Annotated in this window: 23 protein-coding genes and 1 pseudogene; 8 read left to right on the forward strand and 16 right to left on the reverse strand. The window is 66.8% G+C overall.

What is annotated here, in order from left to right; all coding sequences use genetic code 11:
- Window positions 1–86 precede the first annotated feature (86 nt).
- From paaG to IQ782_RS16980, 4 genes are all read left to right on the forward strand, one after another.
- On the forward strand, window positions 87–881 hold the full coding sequence (gene paaG, locus IQ782_RS16965) for a 2-(1,2-epoxy-1,2-dihydrophenyl)acetyl-CoA isomerase PaaG (protein WP_194135857.1): 795 nt from the start codon (window positions 87–89) through the stop codon (window positions 879–881).
- A 21-nt stretch (window positions 882–902) separates the two neighbouring features.
- Window positions 903–1,343 (forward strand): hydroxyphenylacetyl-CoA thioesterase PaaI, encoded by a 441-nt coding sequence (gene paaI / locus IQ782_RS16970; protein WP_194136024.1) that lies wholly within the window; start codon window positions 903–905, stop codon window positions 1,341–1,343.
- A 20-nt stretch (window positions 1,344–1,363) separates the two neighbouring features.
- Complete coding sequence (gene paaK, locus IQ782_RS16975) at window positions 1,364–2,671, forward strand: phenylacetate--CoA ligase PaaK (RefSeq protein ID WP_194135858.1); 1,308 nt, start codon at window positions 1,364–1,366, stop codon at window positions 2,669–2,671.
- A gap of 89 nt (window positions 2,672–2,760) precedes the next feature.
- Window positions 2,761–3,360: a TetR/AcrR family transcriptional regulator gene (locus IQ782_RS16980; RefSeq protein ID WP_194135859.1), complete on the forward strand. Its 600-nt coding sequence runs from the start codon at window positions 2,761–2,763 to the stop codon at window positions 3,358–3,360.
- Here the strand turns inward: IQ782_RS16980 and IQ782_RS16985 are convergent.
- The 11 genes from IQ782_RS16985 to IQ782_RS17035 form a co-directional block, all read right to left on the reverse strand.
- Entirely contained in the window at window positions 3,344–3,961 is a 618-nt protein-coding gene (locus IQ782_RS16985) for a transferase hexapeptide repeat family protein (protein WP_194135860.1), read from the reverse strand. The genes IQ782_RS16980 and IQ782_RS16985 overlap by 17 nt on opposite strands.
- 2 nt (window positions 3,962–3,963) lie before the next feature.
- Window positions 3,964–6,033: a phenylacetic acid degradation bifunctional protein PaaZ gene (gene paaZ / locus IQ782_RS16990; protein ID WP_194135861.1), complete on the reverse strand. Its 2,070-nt coding sequence runs from the start codon at window positions 6,031–6,033 to the stop codon at window positions 3,964–3,966.
- Between the two features lie 17 nt (window positions 6,034–6,050).
- Window positions 6,051–6,803, reverse strand: coding sequence for a Phenylacetic acid catabolic protein (locus IQ782_RS16995; RefSeq protein WP_194135862.1), 753 nt, complete (start codon window positions 6,801–6,803; stop codon window positions 6,051–6,053).
- The gene (gene paaE, locus IQ782_RS17000) at window positions 6,793–7,869 is read right to left on the reverse strand and encodes a 1,2-phenylacetyl-CoA epoxidase subunit PaaE (RefSeq protein ID WP_194135863.1); all 1,077 of its coding nucleotides are present in this window, start codon (window positions 7,867–7,869) and stop codon (window positions 6,793–6,795) included. Before paaE ends, IQ782_RS16995 begins: the two co-directional genes overlap by 11 nt.
- A gap of 66 nt (window positions 7,870–7,935) precedes the next feature.
- Window positions 7,936–8,457 (reverse strand): 1,2-phenylacetyl-CoA epoxidase subunit PaaD, encoded by a 522-nt coding sequence (paaD, locus tag IQ782_RS17005; RefSeq protein ID WP_194135864.1) that lies wholly within the window; start codon window positions 8,455–8,457, stop codon window positions 7,936–7,938.
- Window positions 8,458–8,461: 4 nt separating this feature from the next.
- Window positions 8,462–9,316, reverse strand: coding sequence for a 1,2-phenylacetyl-CoA epoxidase subunit PaaC (paaC, locus tag IQ782_RS17010; RefSeq protein WP_194135865.1), 855 nt, complete (start codon window positions 9,314–9,316; stop codon window positions 8,462–8,464).
- Window positions 9,316–9,603 (reverse strand): 1,2-phenylacetyl-CoA epoxidase subunit PaaB, encoded by a 288-nt coding sequence (gene paaB / locus IQ782_RS17015; RefSeq protein ID WP_095881128.1) that lies wholly within the window; start codon window positions 9,601–9,603, stop codon window positions 9,316–9,318. Before paaB ends, paaC begins: the two co-directional genes overlap by 1 nt.
- Window positions 9,604–9,624: 21 nt before the next feature.
- Window positions 9,625–10,623, reverse strand: coding sequence for a 1,2-phenylacetyl-CoA epoxidase subunit PaaA (gene paaA / locus IQ782_RS17020; RefSeq protein WP_194135866.1), 999 nt, complete (start codon window positions 10,621–10,623; stop codon window positions 9,625–9,627).
- A 23-nt stretch (window positions 10,624–10,646) separates the two neighbouring features.
- Window positions 10,647–11,852, reverse strand: coding sequence for a 3-oxoadipyl-CoA thiolase (gene pcaF, locus IQ782_RS17025; protein ID WP_194135867.1), 1,206 nt, complete (start codon window positions 11,850–11,852; stop codon window positions 10,647–10,649).
- A 138-nt stretch (window positions 11,853–11,990) separates the two neighbouring features.
- Window positions 11,991–12,887, reverse strand: a complete 897-nt coding sequence (locus IQ782_RS17030; protein ID WP_194135868.1) for a PaaX family transcriptional regulator C-terminal domain-containing protein — start codon at window positions 12,885–12,887, stop codon at window positions 11,991–11,993.
- Window positions 12,888–12,984: 97 nt separating this feature from the next.
- Complete coding sequence (locus IQ782_RS17035) at window positions 12,985–16,422, reverse strand: indolepyruvate ferredoxin oxidoreductase family protein (protein WP_194135869.1); 3,438 nt, start codon at window positions 16,420–16,422, stop codon at window positions 12,985–12,987.
- Window positions 16,423–16,556: 134 nt separating this feature from the next.
- On the opposite strand from IQ782_RS17035, the gene IQ782_RS17040 reads away from it, so the two are divergent.
- The 4 genes from IQ782_RS17040 to IQ782_RS17055 all read left to right on the forward strand — a co-directional run bounded on the left by IQ782_RS17040 (window position 16,557) and on the right by IQ782_RS17055 (window position 21,227).
- Entirely contained in the window at window positions 16,557–17,027 is a 471-nt protein-coding gene (locus IQ782_RS17040; RefSeq protein ID WP_240989355.1) for an Lrp/AsnC family transcriptional regulator, read from the forward strand.
- Window positions 17,028–17,386: 359 nt separating this feature from the next.
- A complete protein-coding gene (locus IQ782_RS17045; RefSeq protein WP_194135871.1) occupies window positions 17,387–18,088 on the forward strand; it encodes a gluconate 2-dehydrogenase subunit 3 family protein in 702 nt (233 codons plus the stop codon).
- A gap of 2 nt (window positions 18,089–18,090) precedes the next feature.
- Window positions 18,091–19,860: a GMC family oxidoreductase gene (locus tag IQ782_RS17050; protein WP_194135872.1), complete on the forward strand. Its 1,770-nt coding sequence runs from the start codon at window positions 18,091–18,093 to the stop codon at window positions 19,858–19,860.
- Window positions 19,861–19,871: 11 nt separating this feature from the next.
- Complete coding sequence (locus IQ782_RS17055) at window positions 19,872–21,227, forward strand: cytochrome c (protein ID WP_194135873.1); 1,356 nt, start codon at window positions 19,872–19,874, stop codon at window positions 21,225–21,227.
- A 423-nt stretch (window positions 21,228–21,650) separates the two neighbouring features.
- Here IQ782_RS17055 and IQ782_RS29820 read toward each other — a convergent pair.
- The 5 genes and pseudogenes from IQ782_RS29820 to IQ782_RS17075 all read right to left on the reverse strand — a co-directional run.
- Window positions 21,651–21,820, reverse strand: a pseudogene (locus IQ782_RS29820) (IS256 family transposase); the annotation flags it as partial.
- 101 nt (window positions 21,821–21,921) lie between these two features.
- Window positions 21,922–22,911: a 4-hydroxythreonine-4-phosphate dehydrogenase PdxA gene (gene pdxA / locus IQ782_RS17060; protein ID WP_194135874.1), complete on the reverse strand. Its 990-nt coding sequence runs from the start codon at window positions 22,909–22,911 to the stop codon at window positions 21,922–21,924.
- Window positions 22,912–22,947: 36 nt separating this feature from the next.
- Window positions 22,948–23,928 (reverse strand): phosphoglycerate dehydrogenase, encoded by a 981-nt coding sequence (locus IQ782_RS17065; protein WP_194135875.1) that lies wholly within the window; start codon window positions 23,926–23,928, stop codon window positions 22,948–22,950.
- Window positions 23,928–24,815, reverse strand: coding sequence for a dihydrodipicolinate synthase family protein (locus IQ782_RS17070; RefSeq protein WP_194135876.1), 888 nt, complete (start codon window positions 24,813–24,815; stop codon window positions 23,928–23,930). Before IQ782_RS17070 ends, IQ782_RS17065 begins: the two co-directional genes overlap by 1 nt.
- Before the next feature lie 12 nt (window positions 24,816–24,827).
- Entirely contained in the window at window positions 24,828–26,312 is a 1,485-nt protein-coding gene (locus IQ782_RS17075) for a tripartite tricarboxylate transporter permease (protein ID WP_194135877.1), read from the reverse strand.
- Window positions 26,313–26,397: the final 85 nt, after the last annotated feature.

The raw sequence follows: 26,397 nt of genomic DNA on the forward strand, positions 1-26,397 counted from the left end.
AAGCTTGACCAGTATCATTGACCGTCCGGTCGGTTTATGCAACAGTTATTCTCACAGGCCCCGTGGAGGGGGGCTGGGAGGATCACATGACGACATCGCAAACCGTGCTGGCGGAGCTGGACTCCGGCGTTCTGAAGCTGACGCTCAACCGCCCGGAAAAGCTCAACTCCTTTAACGAGGAGATGCATCTCGCGCTGCGCGCCCAAGTCCAGCGCGCGCATGACGAAGACGCGATTCGCGCCGTGCTGCTCACCGGCGCCGGGCGCGGCTTCTGCGCCGGGCAGGACCTCGGCGACCGCGACCCGCGCAAGGGTGGGCCTAAGCCGGACCTTGGCCACACCATCGAGACCTTCTACAATCCCACCCTCCGCCTGATCCGCGCGCTGGAAAAGCCGGTGATCTGCGCCGTCAACGGCGTGGCAGCGGGGGCCGGGGCCAACATCGCCTTTGCCTGCGACATCGTGCTGGCGGCGAAATCGGCGAAGTTCATCCAGGCCTTCTCGAAGATCGGCCTCATTCCGGACGCCGGCGGCAGCTGGTCGCTCACCCGCATCCTCGGCGAGCCGCGCGCCAAGGCGCTGACCCTGACCGCCGAGCCGCTGATGGCCGAGACTGCCGCCGACTGGGGGCTGATCTGGAAGGCGCTGGACGACGAGGCGCTCATCCCCGAGGCCGAGGCACTGGCCGCAAAGCTCGCCGCAGGTCCGACGCTGGGGCTGGGACTGACCAAGCGCCTCATCCACGAGGCCGCGACGAATGATCTCGACACGCATCTCGACCGCGAGCGAGACTGCCAGCGCGAGGCGGGCCGCTCCGACGACTACGCCGAGGGCGTGACCGCCTTCCTCGAGAAACGTCCCGCCAGCTTTCGGGGGAAGTGAGCCATGAAGGACATCCAGAGCATGACCCCACAGGACCTCGCCGAGGCCTGCGCCAAGGAAATGTGGAACGCCGACAGCGCCTCGCAGCGTCTCGGCATGACGCTCAAGCACATCGCGCCGGGCCATGCGACGCTGGAGATGGAGCTGAGCGACCAGATGACCAACGGCCACGGCAACGCCCACGGCGGCTACCTCTTCACGCTGGCCGACAGCGCCTTCGCCTTTGCCTGCAACACCTACAACGAGATGACCGTCGCGCAGCACTGCTCGGTCACCTACATCACTCCGGGCGCGCTCGGGGACATGCTGACGGCCACCGCCCGCGAGGTTTCGCGCAAGGGCCGCTCGGGCATCTATGATGTGACGATTACCCGGGAGGACGGGACCGTCATCGCAGAATTCCGCGGCCATTCGCGGACTCTCAACCGCCCCCTGTTGCCCGAAACCCGCGCAGAGGACTGACCATGAAGGGAGGAGTACCCATGACCGACATGACCCCCATGAAGGAGATCCTCGATCCGATCGAGATCGCCAGCCGTGACGAGATTTCCGCGCTCCAGCAGAAGCGCATGGCCTGGTCGCTGCGCCACGCCTACGAGAACTCGCCCTTCTACCGCAAGCGCTTCGACGAACAGGGCGCGCACCCCGACGACTTCAAGACGCTGGCGGATCTTGCCAAGTTCCCCTTCACCATGAAGCAGGACCTGCGCGACACCTACCCCTTCGGCATGTTCGCCGTCCCGCGTGAGCAGCTGGTGCGCATCCACGGCTCGTCCGGCACCACCGGCAAGCCCACCGTTGTCGGCTACACGCAGAAGGACATCGACACCTGGGCTGACTGCATGGCGCGCTCGATCCGCGCCTCGGGCGGCCGCAAGGGCGACATCTGCCACGTCGCCTACGGCTACGGCCTGTTCACCGGCGGCCTTGGCGCACACTACGGCGCCGAGCGGCTTGGCTGCACCGTGGTGCCGATGTCGGGTGGCATGACCGAACGGCAGGTCACCCTGATGCAGGACTTCCGCCCGCAGATCATCATGGTCACCCCTTCCTACATGCTCTCGATCCTCGACGAGTTCCGCCGCCAGGGCCTCGACCCGCGGCAGAGCTCGCTGAAGGTCGGCATCTTCGGCGCCGAGCCCTGGACCAACGCCATGCGCGAGGAAATCGAGCAGGCCTTCGACATGCATGCGGTCGACATCTACGGCCTGTCCGAGATCATGGGTCCCGGCGTCGCCAACGAATGCGTCGAGACCAAGGACGGGCTGCACGTCTGGGAAGACCACTTCTACCCCGAGATCATCGACCCGGCGACGGGCGAGGTGCTGCCCGATGGCCAGATGGGCGAGCTGGTGTTCACCACGCTCACCAAGGAAGGCCTGCCGATGGTGCGCTACCGCACCCGCGACCTCACCCGCATCCTGCCCGGCACCGCGCGCTCGATGCGCCGGATCGAAAAGATCACCGGCCGCAGCGACGACATGATCATCCTGCGCGGGGTCAACGTCTTCCCGACCCAGATCGAGGAGCAGATCCTGAAATGCGAGGGCCTCGCCCCGCACTTCCAGATCGAGCTTTCCCGCAAGGACCGCATGGACGTGATGACCGTGCATGTCGAATGCACCCCGAACCGTTGCGACACTGATGCCCGCGCCGCCTCGGCGCGCGAGCTGACGCATCACATCAAGTCGGTGGTGGGCGTCTCGACCAAGGTCGAGGTGCATGATCCGCAAGGTGTTGCCCGTTCCGAAGGCAAGGCCAAGCGCGTCGTCGACAACCGTCCGAAGTAACTTCCGGGCAGGCTGGAAAATACCCCGTCCGGCGGCTAAGGACTGGCGCCAGCCATCCCTCCGCCGGACCAAGAGGAGCATTCGCGCTTATGGCAAGAACGCGCGCCAGCGACTTCGAGGAGAAACAGCACCAGCTGCTTCTGACCGCTGCCAACGTCTTCGCGACGCAGGGCATGGAAAAGGCATCCATGTCGCAGATCGCGTCCGAGGCGGGGGTGTCGAAATCGCTGCTGTACCACTACTACCCGTCGAAGGACGCGCTGATCTTCGCGATCATCGAAACCCATCTCGACGAGCTCGACGCGGCGCTGGAAGAGGCGGACGACCCCGCCCTGCCCCCGCGCGAGCGTCTCGAGCAGCTGGTGATGACCGTGCTCGACGCCTACAAGGGCGCCGATGACCAGCACAAGGTCCAGCTCAACGCCGGCCCCGCGCTGTCGGACGAGCAGAAGGCCGGCATCACCAAGATCGAGCGGCGCATCGTCAAGCACTTCTCCGCGGTGCTCAGCGAGATCCACCCGCAGCTCGACACGCCGGAACGGCCACTGCTGATGCCGGTCACCATGTCGCTCTTCGGCATGATGAACTGGGTCTACATGTGGTTCCGCGACGGCGGCAAGATCAGCCGCGAGGACTATGCCCGCGTCGCGACGACGCTGATCCTCGAAGGGGTCAAGGCCGTCCGCTGAGCGCCGCGCGCTCGACCACCAGCGGGTCGTACTCGGGCGCCGTCACGCGGCGGCGCCCTTCCTCCACCTCGGTCAGCGGCTGCGCCGGGGCAAGCTTGGTCTTGGCGTCCACCGCGAGCTGGCGGTAGACATCCGTGCCGCGCGACTTCCAGTCGATTTCCTGCGCGGTCAGCTCGCGCAGCACCTTGGCGGGCGAACCCACGGCCATGACATTGGCCGGGATCTCCGTCCCTGCCCGCACGAAGGCCATGGCGCCGACGATGCTGTTCTCGCCGATCCGCGCCTCGTCCATGACCACCGCATTCATCCCGATCAGCGCGTTGCGCCCGATGTGGCAGCCGTGCAGCACCGCGCCGTGGCCGACATGGCCGCGCTCCTCGACCACGACGTCCTTGCCCGGGAAGGCATGGGCGACGCAGGTCTCCTGCACGTTCGAGCCCAGGTGCAGCGTGATCCGCCCGAAGTCGCCGCGCAGCACCGCGCCGGGGCCGACATAGCAGCCAGCCCCCACGATCACGTCCCCGATCAGCACGGCCTCGGGGTGGACGAAGGCCGAGGGGGCCACCACCGGCACCACCCCGTCCCAGGACCAGATCGCCATGCTCAGACCTCCTGCGGCAGCGGCCAGCTTTTGGCCACCATGGTCAGCACGTCGTACTCGGCCACCACCTCGCCGTGCTGGTTGGTGACGCGGCAGTCCCAGCGCACCTCGCCGTAGATCGTGCCCTCGCGCGGGTTGATCTGCTTGCAGGTCAGCTGCACCTGCAGGCTGTCGCCGAAGTAGACCGGGGTCAGGAAGCGCAGGTTGTCGACGCCGTAGTTGGCCAGCACCGGGCCGGGATCGGGCTGCACGAAGAGACCCGCCGCGAAGGAGGCGATGAGGTAGCCATGCGCCACGCGGTCGTCGAAGAACGGGTTCGCCTTGGCCGCGTCGCTGTCCATGTGGGCATAGAAGGTGTCGCCGGTGAAATGCGCGAAATGCTCGACATCTTCCTCGGTGATGACCCGGCGCTCGGTGACCAGCTGGTCGCCGATGTTCAGCTCGGCCAGCGACTTGCGGAACGGGTGGGTGCCCTGCGCGGCCGGTGCCCCCGCGACCCATTCGCCGGTGACCGCCGAGAGCAGGCGCGGCGTGCCCTGCACGGCGGTGCGCATCATGAAATGCTTCACCCCGCGCATGCCGCCCATTTCCTCGCCGCCGCCCGCGCGGCCAGGCCCACCATGCACCAGCGGTGCCAGCGGCGCGCCGTGGCCGGTCGAGGTCTTGGCGCTGTCCCGGTTGCCCAGCATCACCCGCCCGTGGAAGGGCGCAACGCCGAGCACCAGCTCCGCCGCCACGTCGGGGTCATTGGTGAAGACCGACGAGACCAGCGAGCCCTTGCCCATCATCGCCAGCTCGATCGCCTGATCCAGACCCTCGTAGCCCATCACCGTCGCGACCGGGCCAAATGCCTCGATGTCATGCGGCGCGGTGGCGTTCATCGGGTCGGCGCAGCGCAGCAGCACCGGGTTCAGGAAGGCGCCCTTCTCCGCGTCGCCCGAGACCAGATCGACCTTCGCCGGATCGCCAAAGACGATCTCCGCCTCGCGGGCGATCTCGGCGATCTTCTCGCGCACGCCGTCACGGTCGCCCAGAGAGGCGAGCGCGCTCATCCGGGCGTTTGCGTCCTCCGGCAGACCCAGCGGCGTCTTCGCGAGACGCTCGGACAGCGCCTCGATCACCGCCTGCTCCTGCGCCTTCGGCACGATGACGCGGCGGATCGCGGTGCATTTCTGCCCCGCCTTGGCGGTCATCTCGCGGTGAACTTCCTTGACGAAGAGGTCGAACTCCGGCGTGCCCGGCACCGCGTCGGGGCCGAGGATCGCGGCGTTGAGGCTGTCGGCCTCCATGGTGAAGCGCACCGAGTTCTCGACGATCGCCGGGTGCGACTTCAGCTTGCGCCCGGTCGTGGCCGAGCCGGTAAAGGTGACGATGTCCTGCCCGGTCACGTGGTCCAGCAGGTCGCCCACACCGCCGCAGACGATCTGCAGCGCGCCGTCCGGCAGGATGCCCATCTCGAGGATGCGCCGCACCACCAGCTCGGTCAGATACGCGGTGGCCGACGCCGGCTTCACGAGGCAGGGCATGCCGGCGATCAGCGCGGGGGCGATCTTTTCCAGCATCCCCCAGACCGGGAAGTTGAAGGCGTTGATGTGGATCGCCACGCCCTGCATCGGCACGAGGATGTGCTGACCGACGAAACTGCCGTCGCGCGACAGCCCCTCGACCGCACCCTCGGGGACCACCTTGGCGTTCGGCAGCTCGCGCCGCGCCTTCGAGGCGAAGGTGAGCATGGTGCCGATGCCGCCGTCGATGTCCGGCCAGGCATCCTTGTCAGTGGCGCCGGTGGCGAGGCTCTCGGCGTAGAACTCGTCTTTCATCTCCATCAGCTTGAGGCCGATGTCCTTCAGCATCAGCGCCCGCTCGTGGATGGTGTACCGGCGCAGCGCCTTGCCGCCGACGTCGCGGCCCCAAGCCAGCGCCCCGGCAAAGTCGAGCCCCTCGGAGCCGATGTAGGCGTGCACCTCCCCGGTCGCCGCGTTGGCGAGCGGCTTGCCCTCGCCCTGCCCGGCGCGCCAGGCACCCTGCACGTAGCTTTCGAGGCGGCGCGCGGTGCGTCCCGTATCCAGCATTTGCTCGTCCTTCCTGTTCAGTTCAGGCCAAGGCCGGAAAGCGTGCTCTCCGCCTCGGCGCGCCACGCGGCGCGCAGCGTCTCGTTGTCCGTGTGGCGCAGGCCCATGGCCCTCTGCTTCTCAAAGCGCTCGGAAACCGCCGGGCCGAAGGTCTCGGCGACGCGCGGCAACCAGTAGGCGACCGAGGCTTTCGCCTCGTCCGTCGCGCCGATCCGTTCGAGCCCCTCGAGCCCCAGTTCCATGTGCCGCTTCTCGCGCGGGAGGATGTCGCGCAGCACCTCGGCCAGCGGCTGGTAGGAGCAGCGCGCCAGCTCGCCGACGGCATGCTGCGTCGCAAGGCCCATGAGCAGGTTCATCACCACCGCGTCGGTCCAGCCGGTCAGCGGGTAGTGGAAGACCGAAAGCCGCATGTCGCCGCCGTGGCGCTTTGCCTCGAGCGTGCTGTCGCGCCCCTCACGCGCGGCCCAGTCATGGGCGCGTTCATAGAGCGCCTTGTCGGTGCCGAAGCCCTCCATCAGGTCGAGCACGCGCTCGGCATGATCGGCCTTCTCCAGCGTGATCCGGCTGGCGGCGATGCGCGCCTTTATCCCCGGCGCCCAGTTGATCGCCTCGGCAAAGCCGGCCGAACCCGCCAGCTCGCTGTCGACGAAGGAAGACATCAGCCGCAAGAGCTCACCGCGGTAGCGCGGCGGCACGTTCTCGGGAGAGGTCAGCTTGCCGCCCTGCGCGAGATAATCGGCGATGGGCATGGTGTCGGTGTCATTCGTCATAGCTGAGCACCACCTTGTCGGAGAGCGGAATGCACTGGCACGACAGCACGTAGCCGGCGCGCACTTCGTAGTCCTCGAGCGCGTGGTTGATCTCCATCTCGACCTCGCCTTCGAGCACCTTGGCGCGGCAGGTCGAGCAGACGCCCGCCTTGCACGAATAGGGCGCGTCCATGTTGTTCTCGATGGCAGCGTCCAGCACGGCGGTGCCGTCCTTCGGCATCTGGAAGGTACGGGTCGCACCGTCGAGCGTGACCGAAACCTCGCAGGTGTTTCCCGCGGCGGCTGCCTGCTGCGAGACCGCCCGCTTCTTGGCGCGGCCCGGCTGCGACGAGGCGAAAAGCTCGAACTTGATCTGCGCATCGGTCAGCCCGGCCTGGCGCAGGCTTTCCGCGATGGTCAGCATCATCGGCTCGGGACCGCAGATGAAGGCGGTGTCGACGCTCTCGGCGTCGATCCAGAGGCGGAACAGCATGTCCATCTTCTCGGCGTCGATGCGCCCGGTGAAGAGGTCGATCTCCTGCCCCTCGCTCTCGAGGATGTGGATCACCGAGAAACGGCCGAGATAGGTGTTCTTCAGATCCTCCAGCTCCTCGCGGAACATGATCGAGCCGACCTGGCGGTTGGCGTAGACCAGCGTGAAGGTGGCGTTGGGTTCACGCGCCAGCACGGTCTTGATGATCGACAGCACCGGGGTGATGCCCGACCCGCCCGCGAAGCCGAGATAGGTCTTGGCGCTGGAAGCGTCGAGCGGGGTGAAGAAGCGGCCCTGCGGGGTCATCGCGTCGAGCGTGTCACCGGGCTTCAGGGTCTCGTTGGCCCAGGTCGAGAAGGCGCCGCCGTCGACGCGCTTGATGCCGACCTTCAGGCAGCCCTCGTCGAGTCCGGCGCAGATCGAATAGGAGCGGCGCAGCTCCTCACCGTCGAAATCGCGGCGGAACGTCAGGTACTGGCCTTGCGTGAAGCCGAAGCTCTCGGCGTCCTCGGCACGGGGCCTCAGCGTGACGACCACGGCATCGCGGGTCTCGCGGCGGACGTCGGTCACTTCGAGGGGATGGAAACGGGGCATGTCAGACCTCCTCCTGTCTGGACAGGGACGTAGCTAGGGGATGCCCCGCCGGGGCACCGGAATGGCTCAGTGGCACTTGAAGTAGTCGAAGGGCTCGAGGCAGTCGCGGCAGCGGTAGCTTGCCTTGCACGGGGTCGAGCCGTACTGGCTGACCCGCTCGGTGTGCGACGAGCCGCAGCGCGGGCAGGCGATCACAAGGTTGGACCGGCCCGAGAGCCGCGCCGCGCGGCCCGCCATCAGCCCATCCGATGCGGTGCCGTCCACCGGCGGGGCGATGCCGTAGGCGCGCAGCTTGTCGCGTGCCGCCTCGGTCACCCAGTCGGTGGTCCAGGGCGGCGACAGGCGGCGTTCGAGCCGCAGGTCGGTGATGCCCTTCTCGCGCAGCTGGGTCTCGATCATCAGGTCGATCACCGAGGTGGCGGGGCAGCCGGAGTAGGTCGGCGTCACCGCCACCACCAGCGTCTGCCCGTCCCAGCGAACCTCGCGCACGATGCCGAGCTCGGTCACCGAGACCACCGGGATCTCGGGGTCGGGCACCTCGCCCAGCCAGTCCCAGACCTGCTGGGTGGATGGCAGAACCGCGCTCATCGGCTTACCAGCTTGCGCCCGGGTAGGCGCGCTGCAGGAACTGCATCTCGGCAAGGATGTAGCCAAGGTGCTCGGTGTGCCGCCCCTTCTTGCCGCCGGAATGCGCGTCGAAACGCTGCTCGGGCTGGCTGAGCGTCGCCTCGTCGAGGACCTCGCCAACGGTGCGCTGCCAGAGCGGAAGCAGGTCGGAGAGCGCCGGGGCGATGCCAGCCTCGGCAACCGCCGCGTCCACGGCATCGGCGGCGAACATCTCGCCGGTGTAGCCCCAGACCTTGTTCAGCGCCGCCTGCATGCGGGTGTGGCTTTCCTCGGTGCCATCGCCCAGTCGGACCACGAGATCCGACGAGCGCTCGAGGTGATAGGACACCTCCTTGAGCGCCTTGGCGGCGATCTCGGCGACACGCGGGCTCGACGATTTGGTCAGCGCGGTCAGCAGCTCGAAGTGGAAGGCGTCGAAGAGGAACTCGCGCATCAGCGTCACGGCCATGTCGCCATTTGGCAGCTCGACCAGCTTGAGGTTGCGGAATTTCATCGCGTCGCGCAGGAAGGCGAGGTCATCGGCGCTGCGCCCTGCCCCTTCGACCTCGGCGGCAAGGCCGAGCCACATCTGGGTGTGGCCGATGAGATCGAGCGCAGTGTTCGCCAGCGCGATGTCCTCTTCCAGCACCGGACCGTGGCCGCACCATTCCGAGATGCGGTGACCGAGGATCAGCGAGTTGTCCCCCATCCGGCAGAGCCAGTCGAAGAAGGCGGGTTTCAGCGCCACGTCCGCAACGTGCGGATCGTGCGACTGCGCGGCGGCGGCGCGCTCGGCGAGCGTCACCACATCCGGCGTTGCGACATCGGGAAGCGAGGGCATCACATGTGCCCCACTTCGTCGGGGATGTCGAAGAAGGTCGGGTGGCGGTAGACCTTGCTCTCGGCCGGATCGAAGAGCGGGCCCTTCTCGGAGGGCGACGAGGCGGTGATCGCCGCCGAGGGCACCACCCAGATCGACACGCCTTCCTTGCGGCGGGTGTAGACGTCGCGGGCGTTCTTGATCGCCATCTCGGCATCCGGTGCGTGCAGGCTGCCGACGTGGCGGTGGTTCAGCCCGTGCTGGCCCCGGATGAAGATCTCCCAGAGCGGCCATTCTTTCTTGGTCATGTCACATCCTCCTCGATGCGCTTATTCAGCGGCCACGTTCGAGGCCGCGCGGCGGGCGGCGGCCTTCTCGGCATAGGCGGTCAGCCCGTCACGGAACCACGCGCCCTTGTCCCAGGCTTCGCGGCGGGCACCGAGACGCTCCTCGTTGCAGGGGCCGTTGCCCTTGATCACCTCGAAGAACTCGTCCCAGTCGGGCTCGGCAAAGTCGTAGTGACCGCGCTCCTCGTTCCACGTCAGCGTCTCGTCGGGCACGGTGAGGCCGAGGTACGTCGCCTGCGGCACGGTCTCATCGACGAATTTCTGGCGCAGCTCGTCGTTGGTGTTCATCTTGATCTTCCACGCCATCGACTGCGCGGAGTGCACCGAGTCCTTGTCGGACGGGCCAAACATCATCAGCGAGGGGTACCAGAAGCGGTTCAGCGCATCCTGCGCCATCTCCTTCTGCTCGGGCGTGCCCTGCGCCATCTTCATCATGATCGCGTAGCCCTGCCGCTGGTGGAAGCTCTCTTCCTTGCAGATGCGGATCATCGCGCGGCTGTAGGGGCCATACGAAGTCCGCTGCAGCGGCACCTGGTTCATGATCGCCGCGCCGTCGACCAGCCAGCCGACCGCGCCCATGTCGGCCCAGGTCAGCGTCGGGTAGTTGAAGATCGAGCTGTATTTCATCGCGCCGGAGTGCAGCTTCTCCATCAGCTCGTCGCGGCTCACGCCCAGCGTCTCGGCGGCGGAATAGAGGTAGAGCCCGTGCCCGGCCTCGTCCTGCACCTTGGCCAGCAGGATCGCCTTGCGCTCGAGCGTCGGCGCGCGGGTGATCCAGTTGCCCTCGGGCAGCTGGCCGACGATTTCCGAGTGTGCGTGCTGGCCCATCTGGCGGATCAGCGTCTTGCGGTAGCCCTCGGGCATCCACTCCTTGGGCTCGATCTTCTCGCCGCGGTCGACCCGCTCCTGAAAGGCGCGCTCCTCGGGGGTCATCTCCTCGGGGGACTTCATGCCTTCCGATTTCACCATCTGTGCATACATGGTCGTGCCTCCTCCTGAAGGGGTCAGATACGTTCGAGGATCATCGCGATCCCCTGCCCCACGCCCACGCACATGGTGCAGAGGGCGTAGCGGCCGCCGGTGCGGTGCAGCTGCCGGGTCGCGGTCAGGACGAGCCGCGCGCCGGACATGCCAAGCGGATGGCCCATGGCGATGGCACCGCCATTGGCATTAACATGGGGTGCGTCATCGGGCAGGCCAAGCTCGCGCATGACGGCAAGCCCCTGCGCCGCGAAGGCCTCGTTGAGCTCGATCACGTCCATCTGGTCGAGCGTCAGGCCGGCGCGCTCGAGTACGCGGCGGGTCGCTGGGACCGGGCCGATGCCCATGACGCGGGGCGCGACACCCGCCGCCGCCATTGCGACGACGCGCGCCTGCGGGGTAAGGCCGTTCTTCGCCGCCGCCGCCTCGGAGGCGACGATCACCCCCGCCGCGCCGTCGTTGACGCCCGAGGCATTGCCCGCGGTGACGCTGAGGTCGGGGCCATTGACGCCGCGCAGCCGGGCGAGGTTCGCGAGCGTGGTGCCGGGGCGCGGGTGCTCGTCGGTATCCACCACAAATGCGTCACCCTTGCGCTGCGGGATGGTCACCGGAACGATTTCCTCGGCGAAGAGCCCCGCCTTATGCGCGGCCTCCCAGCGGTCCTGCGAGCGCACGGCAAAGGCGTCCTGGTCGGCGCGGCTGATGCCGTAGTCCTCCGCCACGTTGTCGGCGGTCTCGGGCATGGAATGCGTGCCGAAGACCTTGTCGAGCTTCGGATTCTTGAAGCGCCAGCCGATGGTCGTGTCATACATCTCGGCATTGCGCGAAAAGGCCGAGGTCGCCTTGGCCACCACGAAGGGCGCGCGGCTCATGCTCTCGACACCGCCGGCAAGCAGGAGGTCGCCATCGCCGGCGCGGATGGTGCGGGCAGCAAGGCCGATCGCGTCCATGCCAGAGCCGCAGAGCCGGTTGACCGTGGTGCCGGGCACCTCGATCGGCAGGCCCGCCAGCAGCCCGGCCATGCGCGCGACATTGCGGTTGTCCTCGCCGGCTTGGTTGGCGCAACCGAGGATGATGTCATCGACGCTGGCCCAGTCGACCGAGGCATTGCGCGCCATCAGCGCGGCCAGCGGCACGGCGGCCAGATCATCGGCACGGACCGCCGACAGGGCCCCGCCGTAACGGCCAACAGGGGTGCGCACCGCGTCGCAGATGAACGCCTCGGACATCCGTATCTCCTCCCTCGAGAATCGTGGTCGAGCACGAATGATCGACCGATCGGTCAAAGAACTAGCACGGGATACAGCACATGTTAAGTCACAATTGAATTTTAGCGTGATGTATTCACGAAACCCCGCCCCCGCCGCTCAACCTGCCGCCTCGCGCCGGAGTTGGAAAAGCCGCCGTTCGGTTTCGCCGTTGTGCGGGGCAAGATGACCTTCCGGACTGAGGAACTCCGCACCCACATGGGCTTCCGCCGCCTTTGACAGACCAACATAGGCGCAGACGAAGAGATTGCGCGCCTCTTCCGCGGGCCAGTCCTGCGGGTAGGCTGCGCGCGGCAGGCGCGGGTCACTGAGCGCCGCGTGCCGGTAGTCATGGACCAGCCGCAGCCGCAGTGCGAGCGCGACCTCCGGCGAAAGCGTCACATTCCGTGCCAGCAGGTCGCGCAGGCCGCCATGCGACGCAAGAAAGTCACCGTAGGCCCCGGCGACCTCGGGAAGGCTCCAGCGGTCCGCGGCAAGCACCGCGAGATCGCCATGTCCATCAAGCTGCTTCGCGCGCATCAGGATGCCATCGACCGGCATGAGATCGTCGCGGTTCGGGGCCAGGGCGATATTGGCGGCCAGCCGGGCCCAAGGCAACGGCAGGTCGATGTCGCGCAACCCTTCGGACAGGCAGAGCAGCCAGTCCTCCGGCACCGGCGGCGGCGCGAAAAGCAGCCGGGCCGCTTCGCGGAATTCGGATCTCGCCGCCTCGGACAGGCGATAATAGCTTCTGCGCCCGATCCGCACCCCTTCGAGACGGCCCGCCCCGACCAGCCGCGAGACCGCGGTGCGCACAAGGCTTTCGTTCAGCCCGTGCCGCGCGCAGCAGTCGATCAGCGTGCCCATCCAGAGCATGCCTCCGCGCGGCTCGACCACATCGCCATAGATCGTCACGATGAAGGCAGGCGCGCGCGGCGCCTCGGCCGCTGCAAGCCCGGCAAGCGCCGGCGACTCGGCCGAACGCTCCTGTGCGTCGCTGATTGCGACCTCTGCCATCTCATGCCCTCCTGCTGGCGCGGCGCTCACCAAGAGCGCCGCGCCAGTCTACGCCAGCAATCGGAACATGTCACATGAATGTGGAACTTTTATGCAGTTACGTGCCGCAATCGGCCACGCCTACAGCCATCTGCGCCCGGACCCGCGCGGCGGCCGCCTGTTTCACCGGACCGAAGCCGCGAATTTCCATCACCAGCGCGGCCTTTGCGGCCCGTGAATCGCGGTTTTCGGCGGTCACCCCCTCTGCGAGCCCGTGCAGCAGCCTCCGGTACTCGGCGATGAGATCGCGCTCCATCTTCCGCTCGGCGCTGTACCCGAAGGGATCGAGCGGCGTGCCGCGCAGCAGCTTCAGCCTCGCAAGCACGCCCATAGCCGGGCGTATCCATGGCCCGAAGGCGCGCTTCAGAGGGCGTCCGCGCGCGTCGGTCCCCGTCGAGAGCACCGGGGGCGCCATGTGGTGCACGACCTTGAACGGACCCTCGAAGCGCGCCGCAAGACTCTCCTGGAAGCCGGTCTGCGTGTGCAGCCGCGCCACCTCGTACTCATCCTTGTAGGACATGAGTTTGAAAAGGCCCTTCGCCGATGCTTCGGTCAGCGCGCCGGCGCTGCCGGTCGCCGCGATCTCGGCCTCGCGGACCTTGGCAATCTCGCGCAGATACTCCTGTGCCCAGGCCGTGTTCTGGTAGTCCGTAAGGAACGCGGCCCGCCGCGCGATCATCTCGTCCAGCGTGAGCACGTCGCTTGCAGGCAGGTTCGCCACGCGCTCGACCGCGGCGCGGTCGTGCACCAGCACGCGGCCCCAGGTGAAGGCATCCTTGTTCTGCGCCGGCTTTACGCCGTTCAGATCAATCGCCCGCATCAGCGCCTCGAGCCCCAGCGGCACCAGACCAGCCTGCCAGGCCGCGCCAAGGATCATCACGTTGGCGAAGACGCTGTCGCCGAGCAGAGCCTCGGCCAGGGAATTGGCATCGAAGCTTTGCAGCGACGCGGCATCAACCGTGGCGCGGATTGCCTCGAGCCGCGCGCCCGCGTTGAGATCGGCATCGCGGTTCTGCACCAGATCGCCGGTGGGCATGACGGCGGTGTTGATCACGGCGCGTGTCTCACCCTTGCGGTAGGTCGCCGAGGCCTTGGGTGAGGAGCTGACCACGAGATCGCAGCCGATCAGCGCATGCGCCGAGCTCGGCTCGATCTTCACCTGGTTCAGCTCCGCCTCGGATGCGGCCATGCGCAGGTAACTCAAAACCGGGCCGAATTTCTGCGCAAACCCCATGAAGTCGAGCACCGAGGTGCCTTTCTGTTCGAGGTTCGCCGCCATAGCGATGAGCTGGCCGACAGTGACCACGCCGGTGCCGCCGACGCCGGTGACGAGGATGTCCCAGGGTTGCGCCAGCGAGGGCAGCTCGGGCTGCGGCAGAGCCGCCTGCAACCGGGCAAGCGCGTCCTTCCCGGCCGCGCCGGGCTTCTTCAGGGTTGCGCCCTCGACCGTCACGAAGCTCGGGCAGAAGCCATTGACGCAGGTGAAATCCTTGTTGCAGGTGTTGAGGTTGATCTTTCGCTTGCGGCCGAACTCGGTCTCCAGCGGCTCGACACTGAGGCAGTTTGACTCGACCGAGCAATCGCCGCAGCCCTCGCAGACCAGCGGGTTGATCACCGCGAATTTCTTCGGGTCCTCCATCTTGCCGCGCTTGCGCAGCCGGCGCTTCTCGGTGGCGCAGGTCTGCTGGTAGATCAGCACGGTTGTGCCGGGGATCTCGCGCAGCTCACGCTGCACCCGGTCAAGATCGCGCCGGTGCTCAAGCGGCACACCGGCGGGCAGGCCCTTGCGCCGCAGCGCCTCGGGATCGTCCGAGACCACGACCACCTTCTTGGCCCCTTCCGAAACCATCGATTGCGCGATGGCAGCGACGCTGAGCGGGCCGTCCACCTCTTGCCCGCCGGTCATTGCAACCGCATCATTGAAGAGGATCTTGTAGGTGATGTTGGTGCCCGCCGCGATCGCCTGACGCACCGCCAGCGAGCCGGAGTGATAGTAGGTGCCGTCGCCGAGGTTCTGGAAGATGTGGCGGTTGCCGTTGAACTTCGAGCGCGAGACCCAGTTCACCCCCTCGCCGCCCATCTGGATCAGCGACGTGGTGTTGCGGTTCATCCAGCTGGCCATGAAGTGACAGCCGATGCCCGCCAGGGCCTGGCTGCCCTCGGGCACTTTGGTCGAGCTGTTGTGCGGGCAGCCCGAGCAGAAATAGGGCGTTCGCGCCGCGCCCTGCACCAGGATCGGCGCGGGCGCGGGAACCACGGTCTTGGACCGCGCCACGAGATCGAGGTCGGGGAAGTTGTGCTCGAGCCGCTGCGCAATGATCTTGGCGAGCATCACCGCGCCGAGCTCATGGGTCCAGGGGATCAGCCGCTGTCCGGCCTCATCGCGCTTGCCAACCATGCGCTTGGGCTTTTGGCCGGGGAAGTCGTAGAAATATTCCTTGAGCTGGCTCTCGATGATGCCGCGCTTCTCCTCGACCACCAGCAGCTCGCGCTTTCCCTTGGCAAAGGCCAGCGCCGCCTCATGCTCCAGCGGCCAGACCATGCCGACCTTGTAGATATCGATGCCGATCTCGGCGGCGCGGGCCTTGTCGATGCCCAGCAGGCGCAGCGCCTCGAGCACGTCGAGATGCGACTTGCCGGTGGTGACGATGCCAAAATGCGCGTCCGCATGTCCCCATTCGCAGCGGTCGATCGGGTTGGCGCGCGCAAAGGCGAGCACGGCGGCCTTTTTGGCCTCCATCCGCTCCTCGATCTGCGGCCCCGGCAGGTCGGGCCAGCGGTAGTGCAGTCCGCCCGCGGGAGGTTCGAAGTCGGGCGCGGCGAAACTGCGGGGCGCGGGCAGCTCGAAGGACATGCCCGACTCGACGGTTTCCGAGATCGCCTTGAAGCCGACCCACATCCCCGAGAAGCGCGACAGCGCGTAGCCCCATTCGGCGAAGGTCAGGAACTCGGCGACATTGGCCGGATTGATCGTCGGCATGAAGAAATTCATGAAGGCGACGTCGGACTGGTGCGGCATCGACGAAGAGACGCAGCCGTGATCGTCCCCCGCCACCACCAGCACCCCGCCGTGCGGCGAGGCGCCATAGGCATTGCCGTGCTTGAGCGCGTCCGCCGCGCGATCGACCCCCGGCCCCTTGCCGTACCAGAGCCCGAAGACCCCTTCGCAGATGCGGTCCGGGTCGGTTTCGACCTGCTGCGTGCCGATGATCTGGGTCGCGCCCAGCTCCTCGTTGACGGCAGGCACGAAATCGATCCCGGCCTCGGTCACCAGCGCCCGGTTGCGCGCGACCTCGAGGTCGATGCCGCCCACCGGCGAGCCGCGGTATCCGGAAATGAAGCCTCGGGTATCGAGACCCGCCGCCCTGTCCCGGCGCGCCTGATCGAGCGCGATGCGCACGATTGCCTGGGTGCCGGTCAGGAAAACCCGACCCTCCGTCCGCGTGTAGCGATCCGCAAGCTCGTAGTCGCGCAGGATTGGGGTCTGATCGGTCATTTGCTCCTCCCAAAGCTCGTCACGGCGGAACCGTATCGTGGTTTTTCATTCTATCACCCGAGCGTGAAACGCCGTATCTAAAGGCATCACGTTTGCGGTATTCGTGATCATTGCGTTTCACCATGGAAGACAACTTGAAACATACGCCCACCATTTCACCACTCGAAGCCCGGATGCTGGACATCCTCCAACGCGACGCCTCGATCAGCATGACCGAACTGGCGCGGCAGACGAACAGCTCGAGCGCCACCTGTTGGCGCAGGCTGCGCGAGATGGAAGAAGAGGGTGTGGTCAGCGCTCCGGTGCGGCTGGTCGATCCGGCGAAGGTCGGGCGGGGCATGGACGCCTTCTGCCAAGTGCGGATGAAGGCACAGGATGCGGAGTCGCGGTCAGCCTTCCAGCGCGCGATGGATCTCGAACCCGCGATCGTCGAGGTTTACTCGGTCTCCGGCGACTGGGACTACCTGCTGCACGTTGTGGTCAAGGATATCCCCGACCTTGAGACCATCCTGATGACCCGCATCCACGAGCTGGACTGTGTTGCCACCGCGTCGACCATGTTCGTGCTTCGCCGCGTCAAGCACACCACGCGCATTCCGGTCTGAGGCTCCCGCCTGCCCGCATGGGCGGCCGGAGCCCCTGGGCGACCCGCGATCGGCCGCCCAGGACTTGGCTGTGCACGGATGAACAGCAGCCGTGTTTTTATGCAATGCGCAGCACGGGAGGTCGCGCGTCTGGCTTCACCGTGCAGCCCGAACAGCATCGATTTTCGATATGCGTTGAGCGGCAACCCCGCACGCATCACGATTTCGTCAATGTTCTCATGACTCTTATGATCTGTGATCATAGCTGCCTTGCAAGCACCCCAATCCACTTGCGCGCCAAAATGACGCGGCGTAGGGCGACAAAGTGCCGCTCTTCGTTTGTGCACAAATGTTCCCACCCCACCGGCAGGACACCTCCAATGACCGACCTTCCCGGATACCCGAGCCGCCGGAGCTTTCTGAAAGCTACCGCCGCCGGGGCCGCTCTTTCCGGGCTCGCACTGCCAGCCTCCGCGCAGCAGACGCCGAAGCCCGTTTCCCTTGATGACTATCAGCGCGAATACCTGAATGCCGATGAATGGGCATTCATCATGGCCGCGACCGCGCGGCTGATCCCCTCCGAAGGCGATGGCCCCGGCGCGCTCGAAGCGCGCGTGCCCGTCTTCATCGATCGCCAGCTTGCCAGCGACTACGGCACCGCCGACGACTGGTACATGGAAGGCCCCCATGATCCGAACGCCGAGCCGGCGCGCGGCTGGCAGACCCCGCTGAACCCGGCCGAGGTCTACCGCCAGGCGATCCCGGCCTTCAACGCGTGGTGCCAGGACACCCACGGCGCAAACTTTGCCGACCTGAACGCCGAGCAGCAGGACGCCGCCCTGACCTCGCTGCAGAACGGCGACGTCGCGCTGGCCCCCGAGCTGCGCGAGTTCTGGGGCATCCTGCTTGGCAATACCAAGGAAGGCTACTTCGCCGACCCGCAATACGGCGGCAACCACGGCATGCAGTCCTGGGTCTACATCGGCTTCCCCGGTGCCCGCGCGGCCTACCGGGAATGGCCCGAGCGCCACAACGTGAAATACCCGCTGGGTCCGGTCTCGATCAGCGGCGAAAGGGCATAACTATGGCACGTCAGGAAAAGAAGAAGGACGTGGTCATCGTCGGCCTCGGCTGGACCGGCTCGATCGCAGGCATCGAGCTGGCACAGGAAGGCCTCGACATCGTCGCGCTCGAGCGCGGCCATGATCAGGACACCGTCCCCAATTTCGAATACCCGCAGCAGATCGACGAGCTGAAGTACGGCGTGCGTCTGAAGATGATGCAGAAGCCGTCGCAGCAGACGCTCACCGTGCGCCGCAACGACGGCGAAACCGCGCTGCCCTACCGCTCGCTCGGCTCTTTCCTGCCCGGCAACGGCGTCGGCGGCGCGGGCACGCACTGGAACGGCCTCAACTGGCGGCCGCAGCCGGTCGAACTGAAGCTGCGCAGCCACGTGCGCGACAATTGGGGCGAGCAGATCATTCCCGAGGGCATGAACCTGCGCGACTACCCGGTCAGCTACGACGAGATGGAGCCCTTCTTCACCAAGTTCGAGAAGGTCGCGGGCATCTCCGGCTACGCGGGCAACCTCAACGGCGAGATCCGCGAGGGTGGCAACCCCTTCGAGGGCTGGCGGTCGGAAGACTACCCGATGCCGCCGATGCCGACGACCTATGACGCGTCGAAGTTCCGCGATGCCGCCAAGGCGATGGGCTACCACCCCTTCGAGGCCCCCGCAGGCATCGCCTCGACCGCCTATGTGAACCCCTACGGCATGCAGATGGGCCCGTGCAACTTCTGCGGTTTCTGCGAGCGCTACGGCTGCTACCAGTACTCCAAGTCCTCGCCGCAGACCTCGATCCTCGGCGCGCTGAAGCGCATGCCGAACTTCGAGTACCGCACCAAGTCCGAGGTGCTGCGCGTTGAACTGGCCGCCGATGGCAAGACCGCGACCGGCGTCACCTACTGGGACGAAGAGGCCGGCGAAGAGGTGTTCCAGCCCGCCGACATCGTGATCCTGTCGAGCTACCAGCTCAACAACGTCCACCTGATGCTGCTCTCGGGTCTGGGCGAGGCCTACAACCCGCTGACCGGCGAGGGCACGCTGGGCAAGAACTACGCCTACCAGATGAACGGCGGCGTCTCGATGTTCTTCAAGGAGGACAACTTCAACCCCTTCGTCGGCCATGGCGCCAACGGCCAGGTCATCGACGATTTCTCTATCAGCCAAAACGACTTCGGCGCCGAAGGCTTCATCGGTGGCTCCTACTGGCGCTCGGGCACGTTCAACGGCCAGCCGATCCGCAACATGCCGCTGCCCAAGGGCACGCCGAGCTGGGGCGCGGGCTGGAAGGAAGGCATCGGCGAATGGTACGGCCACGCGATGTCGATCGGCTCGCACGGCTCGCACATGTCCTACGCGAACAACCACCTCGACCTCGACCCGACCTACACCGACCGCCACGGCCGCCCGCTCATGCGCATGACGTTCAACTGGCAGGACAACGACCTGCGGATGAACCAGTTCATGAAGCGCAAGATGGAGCCGCTGGCCGCCTCGATGAACCCCGACATCATGCAGGCCGGGTTCAAGGACATCGGCGCGCAATACGACGTGCGCCCCTACCAGACGACGCACAACACCGGCGGTCACATCATGGCGGAGAACGCCCGCGAAGGGGCGGTCAACCGCTACTCGCAGACGTTCAAGGCGCACAACGTCTTCGCCATGGGCGCGGGCAACTTCGTGCAGAATACCCAGTACAACCCGACCGGCCTCGTCGGCGGTCTGGCCTATCACACGGTGCACGCGATCCGCACGCAGTACCTCTCGAACCCCCGCCCGCTGGTCTGAGGAGAACGTAAATGAAGACCTTCCTCCGCATCCTCGGCGGTCTGGCCGTGCTGGGCGTGATCGCCCTGCTGGCCTTCATCTTCGTGCCGGTGCAGATCAGCAAGCCCGCGCAGGTCCTGGCCGCCGATTGGCAGCCGGAACCCGGCCAGGGCGAATACGTGATGCACGCCTCGGACTGCGTGGCCTGCCACACCGCCGAGGATGGCGAACCGCTTGCCGGCGGCCGTGCCATCGCCTCGCCCATGGGGACCATCTGGTCGACCAACATCACCCCCGACGCCGAGACCGGCATCGGTGAATGGACCTATGACGAGTTCCGCGCCGCAATGGTGGACGGGATCGCCAAGGGCGGAACGCATCTCTACCCGGCGATGCCCTACGAGAACTACCGCCTGATGAAGGAAGAGGACATCCGTGCCCTCTACGACTACATCATGGCGGACGTGGCACCGGTGAAGAAACAGGTGCAGGAAACGCAGCTGAAGTTCCCCTTCAACCTGCGCTTCGGCATCCGGGCGTGGAACTGGCTGGCGCTGACGCATGACGCGGGCTTCAACCCGGTTGGCGCGTCGGACCTGCAGGACCGCGGCCAGTACCTCGTCGAGGGTCCCGGCCACTGCGCCGCCTGCCACAGCCCCCGCACGCCCTTCATGTCGCAGGATGGCGTGACGGCGGATGACGACAGCTTCCTCGCAGGCGGCGTCATCGACGGCTGGAACGCCCCCGCGCTGCGCGGCGAAGGCTCCGCACCGCAGGCATGGTCGGTCGACCAGCTGGCGGCCTATCTCGCCACCGGTCGCAACGCCCACTCCACCGCCAATGGTGAAATGGGCCTCGTGGTCGAGCATTCGCTGCAGTACCTGACCGACGAGGACAACCTCGCCATGGCCGCCTTCCTCAAGGGGATCGACGGGGCAGAGGTCGAGGCGACCGAGACTTTCGCCACCAAGGGCAAGGGCTCGCTCGAGGTGCCGGGCGCGGACGCCGCGGGAGAAGCCACCGCCAAGATGCTGACCGAGGCCAACCCGGACATGCCGCTCGGCGCGCGCCTCTACAGCGACAGCTGCATCGGCTGCCACTTTGCCAGCGGCAAGGGTGCGCCCGAGATCTTCCCCGAGCTGCAGGGCAACCACATGGTCACCGGCTCAGAAGCCAAGCCGCTGATCTCGGTGATCCTGAACGGCGCTGAGGTTCCGGGCACCGCGAAACGGCCGATGACCCTGCGCATGCAGGGCTACGCGAACCGCATGTCGGATGACGAGGTCGCCGAGCTCGCCACCTGGCTGCGCACGGCCTGGGGCAACAACGCCGGGCCGGTGAGCGCCGCCGAGGTCGCAGCGGTGCGCGGCGCGTCCGCCAGCCACTGAAGCCCGCGTCAAAGCAAAAAAGAGGGGCCGGATTTCCGGCCCCTCTTGCATGCGTGGGATCGGCATCGTGACACCGACAGTGATCGCCCGGAACAGTGCCCCAGCGCGTGGCGCAGGAGCGCCGATCTTCCGAAAGGTCAGGGCTTCGAGGCTCATGTACCGGCGCGCCACGTCCCATTCGTCGTTGGCCACCGGTCAAGGCCCCGAGCTTGGGCTGCGTCTTGCGCAGGGCCTCTGCCACGACCACCCAACGCGCCTCGGCGTCAGACTAGGTCTCCTGTCCGAAGATCGTCTTCTGAATGGCGCGACCGAGCTGACCCCAGCGCAGGGTGCGAGTTGAATGCCAATGCAGGGTGCGCCGTCGATCTACTGGTATGAAGGCCCCCGGAACCGGCACCCATGGCCTTTGCCAGATCATCGCCAGAGCGCGACGAGCGCCTTCTCTGCCGTCCGGTGCGCTTCGAGGAAGCAGGGGAAGTCGCTGCCTTGCGCAGCCCGGGGAACTGCGGCGCGATCCGACCGGCGGACACGTCCCGGCCCCGGTATCCGGTCCGCCGGGCCTCCCGCACCGGCGAGCGAGCGTCCTTGGCCGCCCGTCACAGGCGCGCACCCCTTAGGGCAAACCATTGAGACAAAACGCGATATGCCACCGCACCCAAAGGCGCGGTGGCAGGGTCTTGCGAAATGGCCGTTGTCAGGCGGAGACGCTGCGCTTTGCCGTTGCCAGCTTGCCCGCGTAGTCGAGCGCCGCCAGCATGTTCACGTGGTTGGCTTTGCCGGTACCGGCAATGTCGAACGCGGTGCCGTGGTCGACAGAGCAGCGATCGATCGGCAGGCCCAGAGACACGTTCACCGCCGTGTCGAAGGCGATCAGCTTGATCGGGATGTGGCCCTGGTCGTGGTACTGCGCGATCACCAGGTCAAAAGCCCCGGTGTTGGCGCGGTGGTAGACCGTGTCGGCCGAGATCGGCCCCTGCACGTTGATGCCCTCGGCCTTCGCCATCTCGACGCCGGGTGCGATCTGCCGGTCGTCCTCGGTGCCGAAGAGCCCGCCCTCGCCGCAATGCGGGTTGATGCCGGCCACGGCGATGCGCGGGTTTTCCAGCCCCATGCGGCGCAAGTGGTTGTGGCCGATGCGGATGGTTTCAAGCACGCGCTCGGGGGTCGCGCGGGTGATCGCGTCCTTCAGCGCCACGTGGGTCGAGACGTGCAGCACGTTCAGCGTCGGCGAGGCGAGCAGCATCCAGCTCGACTTGCAGCCGGTGAGATGGGCCAGCATGCCGGTGTGGCCGTCGTAGTGATGCCCTGCCGCGTTCAGCGCCGCCTTGTTGATCGGAGCCGTGACGATGCACGAGGCCGCGCCAGAACTGGTCAGCTCGACCGCCTTGTTGATGTATTGGAACGAGGCTTCGCCGCAGGCATCCGACAAAACGCCGAACTTGCCCGGCAGCCCCTCGACCGGCACGTGGATGACCTGCAGCGCATCCCCGGCGTCGCTGCCCTGCGGGCGCAGCGCGAGATCGAGGTCGCAGGCGCGGACGGCGCGCTCCAGCGTATCCTGGTCGCCGATCACGGCGTAGCGGGCGCGCTCTGCGGGCGAGAGCCCGGCCATCGCCTTGACGGTGACTTCGGCACCAACCCCCGAGGGGTCGCCCATGGTGATGACAATCGGTTCTTCGGACATGTCGTCCCTCCAGCGAGTGGGGGGATCGGGGGCGCGTCAGCGGCCCGCCAGATCCCCTGCGTTGAGGCAGCGCGGCGGCGTGTCGCCGGCAAAGAGAGCATCGAGGCTTTCGATCACCATGAGGCCGACGTTTTCCAGCGCCTCCTTGGTATCCGCCCCGGAGTGCGGCGTGAAGACCGCGTTCGGATGCGAGAACACCGGGTGCGCGACATCCGGCGGCTCCGACACATAAGCGTCGATGGCGACCCCGCCGAGCGTGCCGGCGTCGAGCGCCACAGCCACGGCATCGAGATCGACCACCTCGCCGCGGGCAAGGTTGATGAGCTTGGCATCTGGCTTCATCAGCTTGAGCGTTTCGGCGTTGATCAGCGCGGCGTTGCCTTCGCCGCCGAAGACGTGCAGCGAGACGTAATCGGCCCGCGCCAGCAGCGCCTCGAGCGGCAGGAAGGTGACGCCGTGCTCGGCCGCGAAGCGCTCGTCGGGGTACTTGTCGGTGGCGACGACCGTCATCCCCAGACCCAGCGCCAGCTTGGCCAGCCGCTTGCCGATGTTGCCGAGGCCGACAATGCCCAGCACCTTGCCGCCAAGCTGCGTGCCGATGCGCCGCTCCCAGCCACCGCCGGTCACCGACACATGGCCCTGCGGGACCCAGCGCGCCATCGAGAACATCAGCCCGACGGCCAGTTCGGCCACCGCGTCCGCATTCGCGGCCGGGGTGTTGCAGACCGGCAGACCTGCGGCGGTGCAGGCGGGAATGTCGATGTTGTCGACGCCCACGCCATGCTTGATCACGGCCTTCAACTTCGTGCCCTGCGCCAGCGTCTCGGCGGTGACCGGAACGAGGCCGACCACCAGCGCGTCGGCGCGGGCGATGTGCTCGGACAGGCCGCCGTCGGGCAGGCTGGTGTCGGTGCAGCGGATGAATTCCCAACCGCGCGCCTCGATCAGCTCCGGCACCCGGCCGTGCTTGCCGAAGCCCGGCGAGGTGGTGACGACGACGGGTTTCGCTTCGGCCATCAGATCAGCTCGTACTTGCGCAGGATCGCCTCGACCTGCTTGTCCTGCTCGGGGTCAGGCAGCAACGCGGGCTGGCGCGAGGCGCCGACCGAATGGTCCATGACCCAGAGCGCGCGCTTCACCATCGCCGGCGGGAAGCCGAGCTTGTAAAGGTCGGTACGGAAGGCGCCGTAGGTTTCCTGCGCCGCTGCCGCACCGGCCTCGTCACCGGCGTTGAAGCAGCTCACGATCTTTGCCAGCACCTCGGGCATGACGTTGCCGAGGCCCGAGATCGCGCCCTTGGCGCCGTTCTGGAAGGCCCAGTGCACCAGGTGGTCGGGGCCGGAATAGACGTCGAAGCCCTCTTCCTCGCGGCCCACGGCCATGTATTGCTCGAGCGTCTCCTGCGCGCCGCCGGAATCCTTGATGCCAGCGATGTTCGGGTGCTTGGCCAGCACGCGCGCGGTGTCGGGCTCGATGTGGTTCTGCGTGCGGGCAGGGATATCATAGAGGTAGACCGGCGTCTCCACCGCGTCGGCGACGGTGGTGAAGTGGCGGATCAGGCCATCCTGCGTGCAGGCGATGAAGAAGGGGGTGATCACCGCGATGCCGTCAACGCCGATCCGGTCGAACTCCTTGGCCAGCGCCACGGTCTCGAAGGTTGCGGGCATGCCGGCGTTCACGATCACCTTGGCCTTGCCAGCAACCTCGTCCACCACTTCGCCGGTCAGCTTGACCTTCTCGTCGAATGTCAGCGCCGAGAAATCGCCATTGGTGCCGGCGCACATGATGTTGTTGCCGGCGGCCACCTGGCGGCGCACTTGCGCGCGGGTGGCCTCGAAGTTGATCGTCTCGTCGTCGTTGAAGCAGGTGACCAGCGCGACGAAGGCTTCTTTTTGCGAAGTCATGAGTTTTCCTGATTATTGGTGCTGCGCAGCGCGATTGCGGGTGATCACGCGCGAGAGGAAGGGCCAGGCCGCCGAGAAGACCGTGAGCCCGAGGAACAGCAGGGTGATCGGCGTGGAAATGAACGAAAGCACGTTGTCGTCGTTCTGCAGCAGACCCCGGCGCAGGTTGGATTCCAGCAGCGGCCCGAGGATCAGTGCGATGCAGAGCGCCGCCTGGCTGAAGCCGAATTTCTGCATCCCCCAGCCCAGCACGCCGAAGCCCACCATCGTGTAGAGATCGACCGGGTTGAGGTTGATCGAGAAGGCGCCGATGAAGCAGAACACGACGATCGACATGGCCAGCAGACGGCGCGGGATCATCAGGATGCGGCTGAACACCGGGATCAGCGCCATCCCGAAGATGAACATGAAGATCGTCGCGATGAAGGTGCCGCCGAACATGCCGACCACCACGTCGGGGTTGGTCTGGAACAGCATCGGTCCCGGCGCGAGGCCCTGGATCAGCAGCCCGCCCATCAGAACTGCGGTCACCACATCACCGGGAATGCCGAGCGCGAGCAGCGGGATCAGTGCCGCAGCGCAGACCGCATTGTTGGCGGATTCCGTGGCGGCGATGCCGGGCGCGTAGCCGGTGCCGAACTTCTCGGGGGTCTTCGAGGCGCGGCGCGTCTCGTTGTAGGCGATCCACGAGGCGGTGCCCGAGCCGGTACCGGGGATGATGCCGATCAGCGTGCCGATGAGCGAGCCGCGGATCAGCGCGCCCTTGCTCTCGGACATCTCGGCGCGGGTCGGCCAGCGGCCCGAGGCGCCGCGGATCGGCTCCTCGTTCGCGGCGATGCGCTCCATCTGGGTAAACAACTCGGAGAGCGCGAAGAGGCCGATCAGGGCCGGGGTGAAGGAAAAGCCGGAGGCGAAACCGTGGATGCCGAAGGTGTAGCGCATGACACCCGAGATGGGATCGGCTCCGACGGTCGAGATCAGGATCCCGAGCAGCCCCGAGATCGCGCCCTTCAGCAGGTCGCCTGACAGCGACGCGATGATGGTCAGCCCGAAGAGCGCCAGCGCGAAATACTCCGCCGCACCGAACTTGAGCGCGATGCCCGCGAGTTGCGGCGCCAGCGTCGCAAGAACCACGGCCGCGATCAGCCCGCCGATGGTCGAGGCGATCGTCGCCATGCCAAGCGCCCTGCCCGCCGCGCCCTTTTGCGCCATCGGATAGCCGTCGAGCACGGTCGCTGCCGAGGCCGGGGTACCCGGGGTGCGCAGCAGGATCGACGAAACGCAGCCGCCGTAGATGCCACCGATGTAGATGCCGATCAGCATGTTGAGCCCCATCACCGGGGTCATCCCGAAGGTGAGCGGGATAAGCAGCGCGACACCCATCGTCGCGGTGAGCCCCGGCAACGCGCCGATGACGAGCCCGCCTAGGGTTCCAAGCGCGATGGCCAGAAGGACCTGCGGCTCGAAGAGTGGTGCGAGAAAGGCGATTGTGTCCATGACAACCCTGCAGCTGAGTGGGTAGGCCGCTGCCGGCGGCTGGGGAAGGCGGAGACCGGAGCGCCCCGCGCTCCGGCCTGTACGT

Source organism: Salipiger mangrovisoli (assembly GCF_015223355.1).
Taxonomy (GTDB): domain Bacteria; phylum Pseudomonadota; class Alphaproteobacteria; order Rhodobacterales; family Rhodobacteraceae; genus Salipiger; species Salipiger mangrovisoli.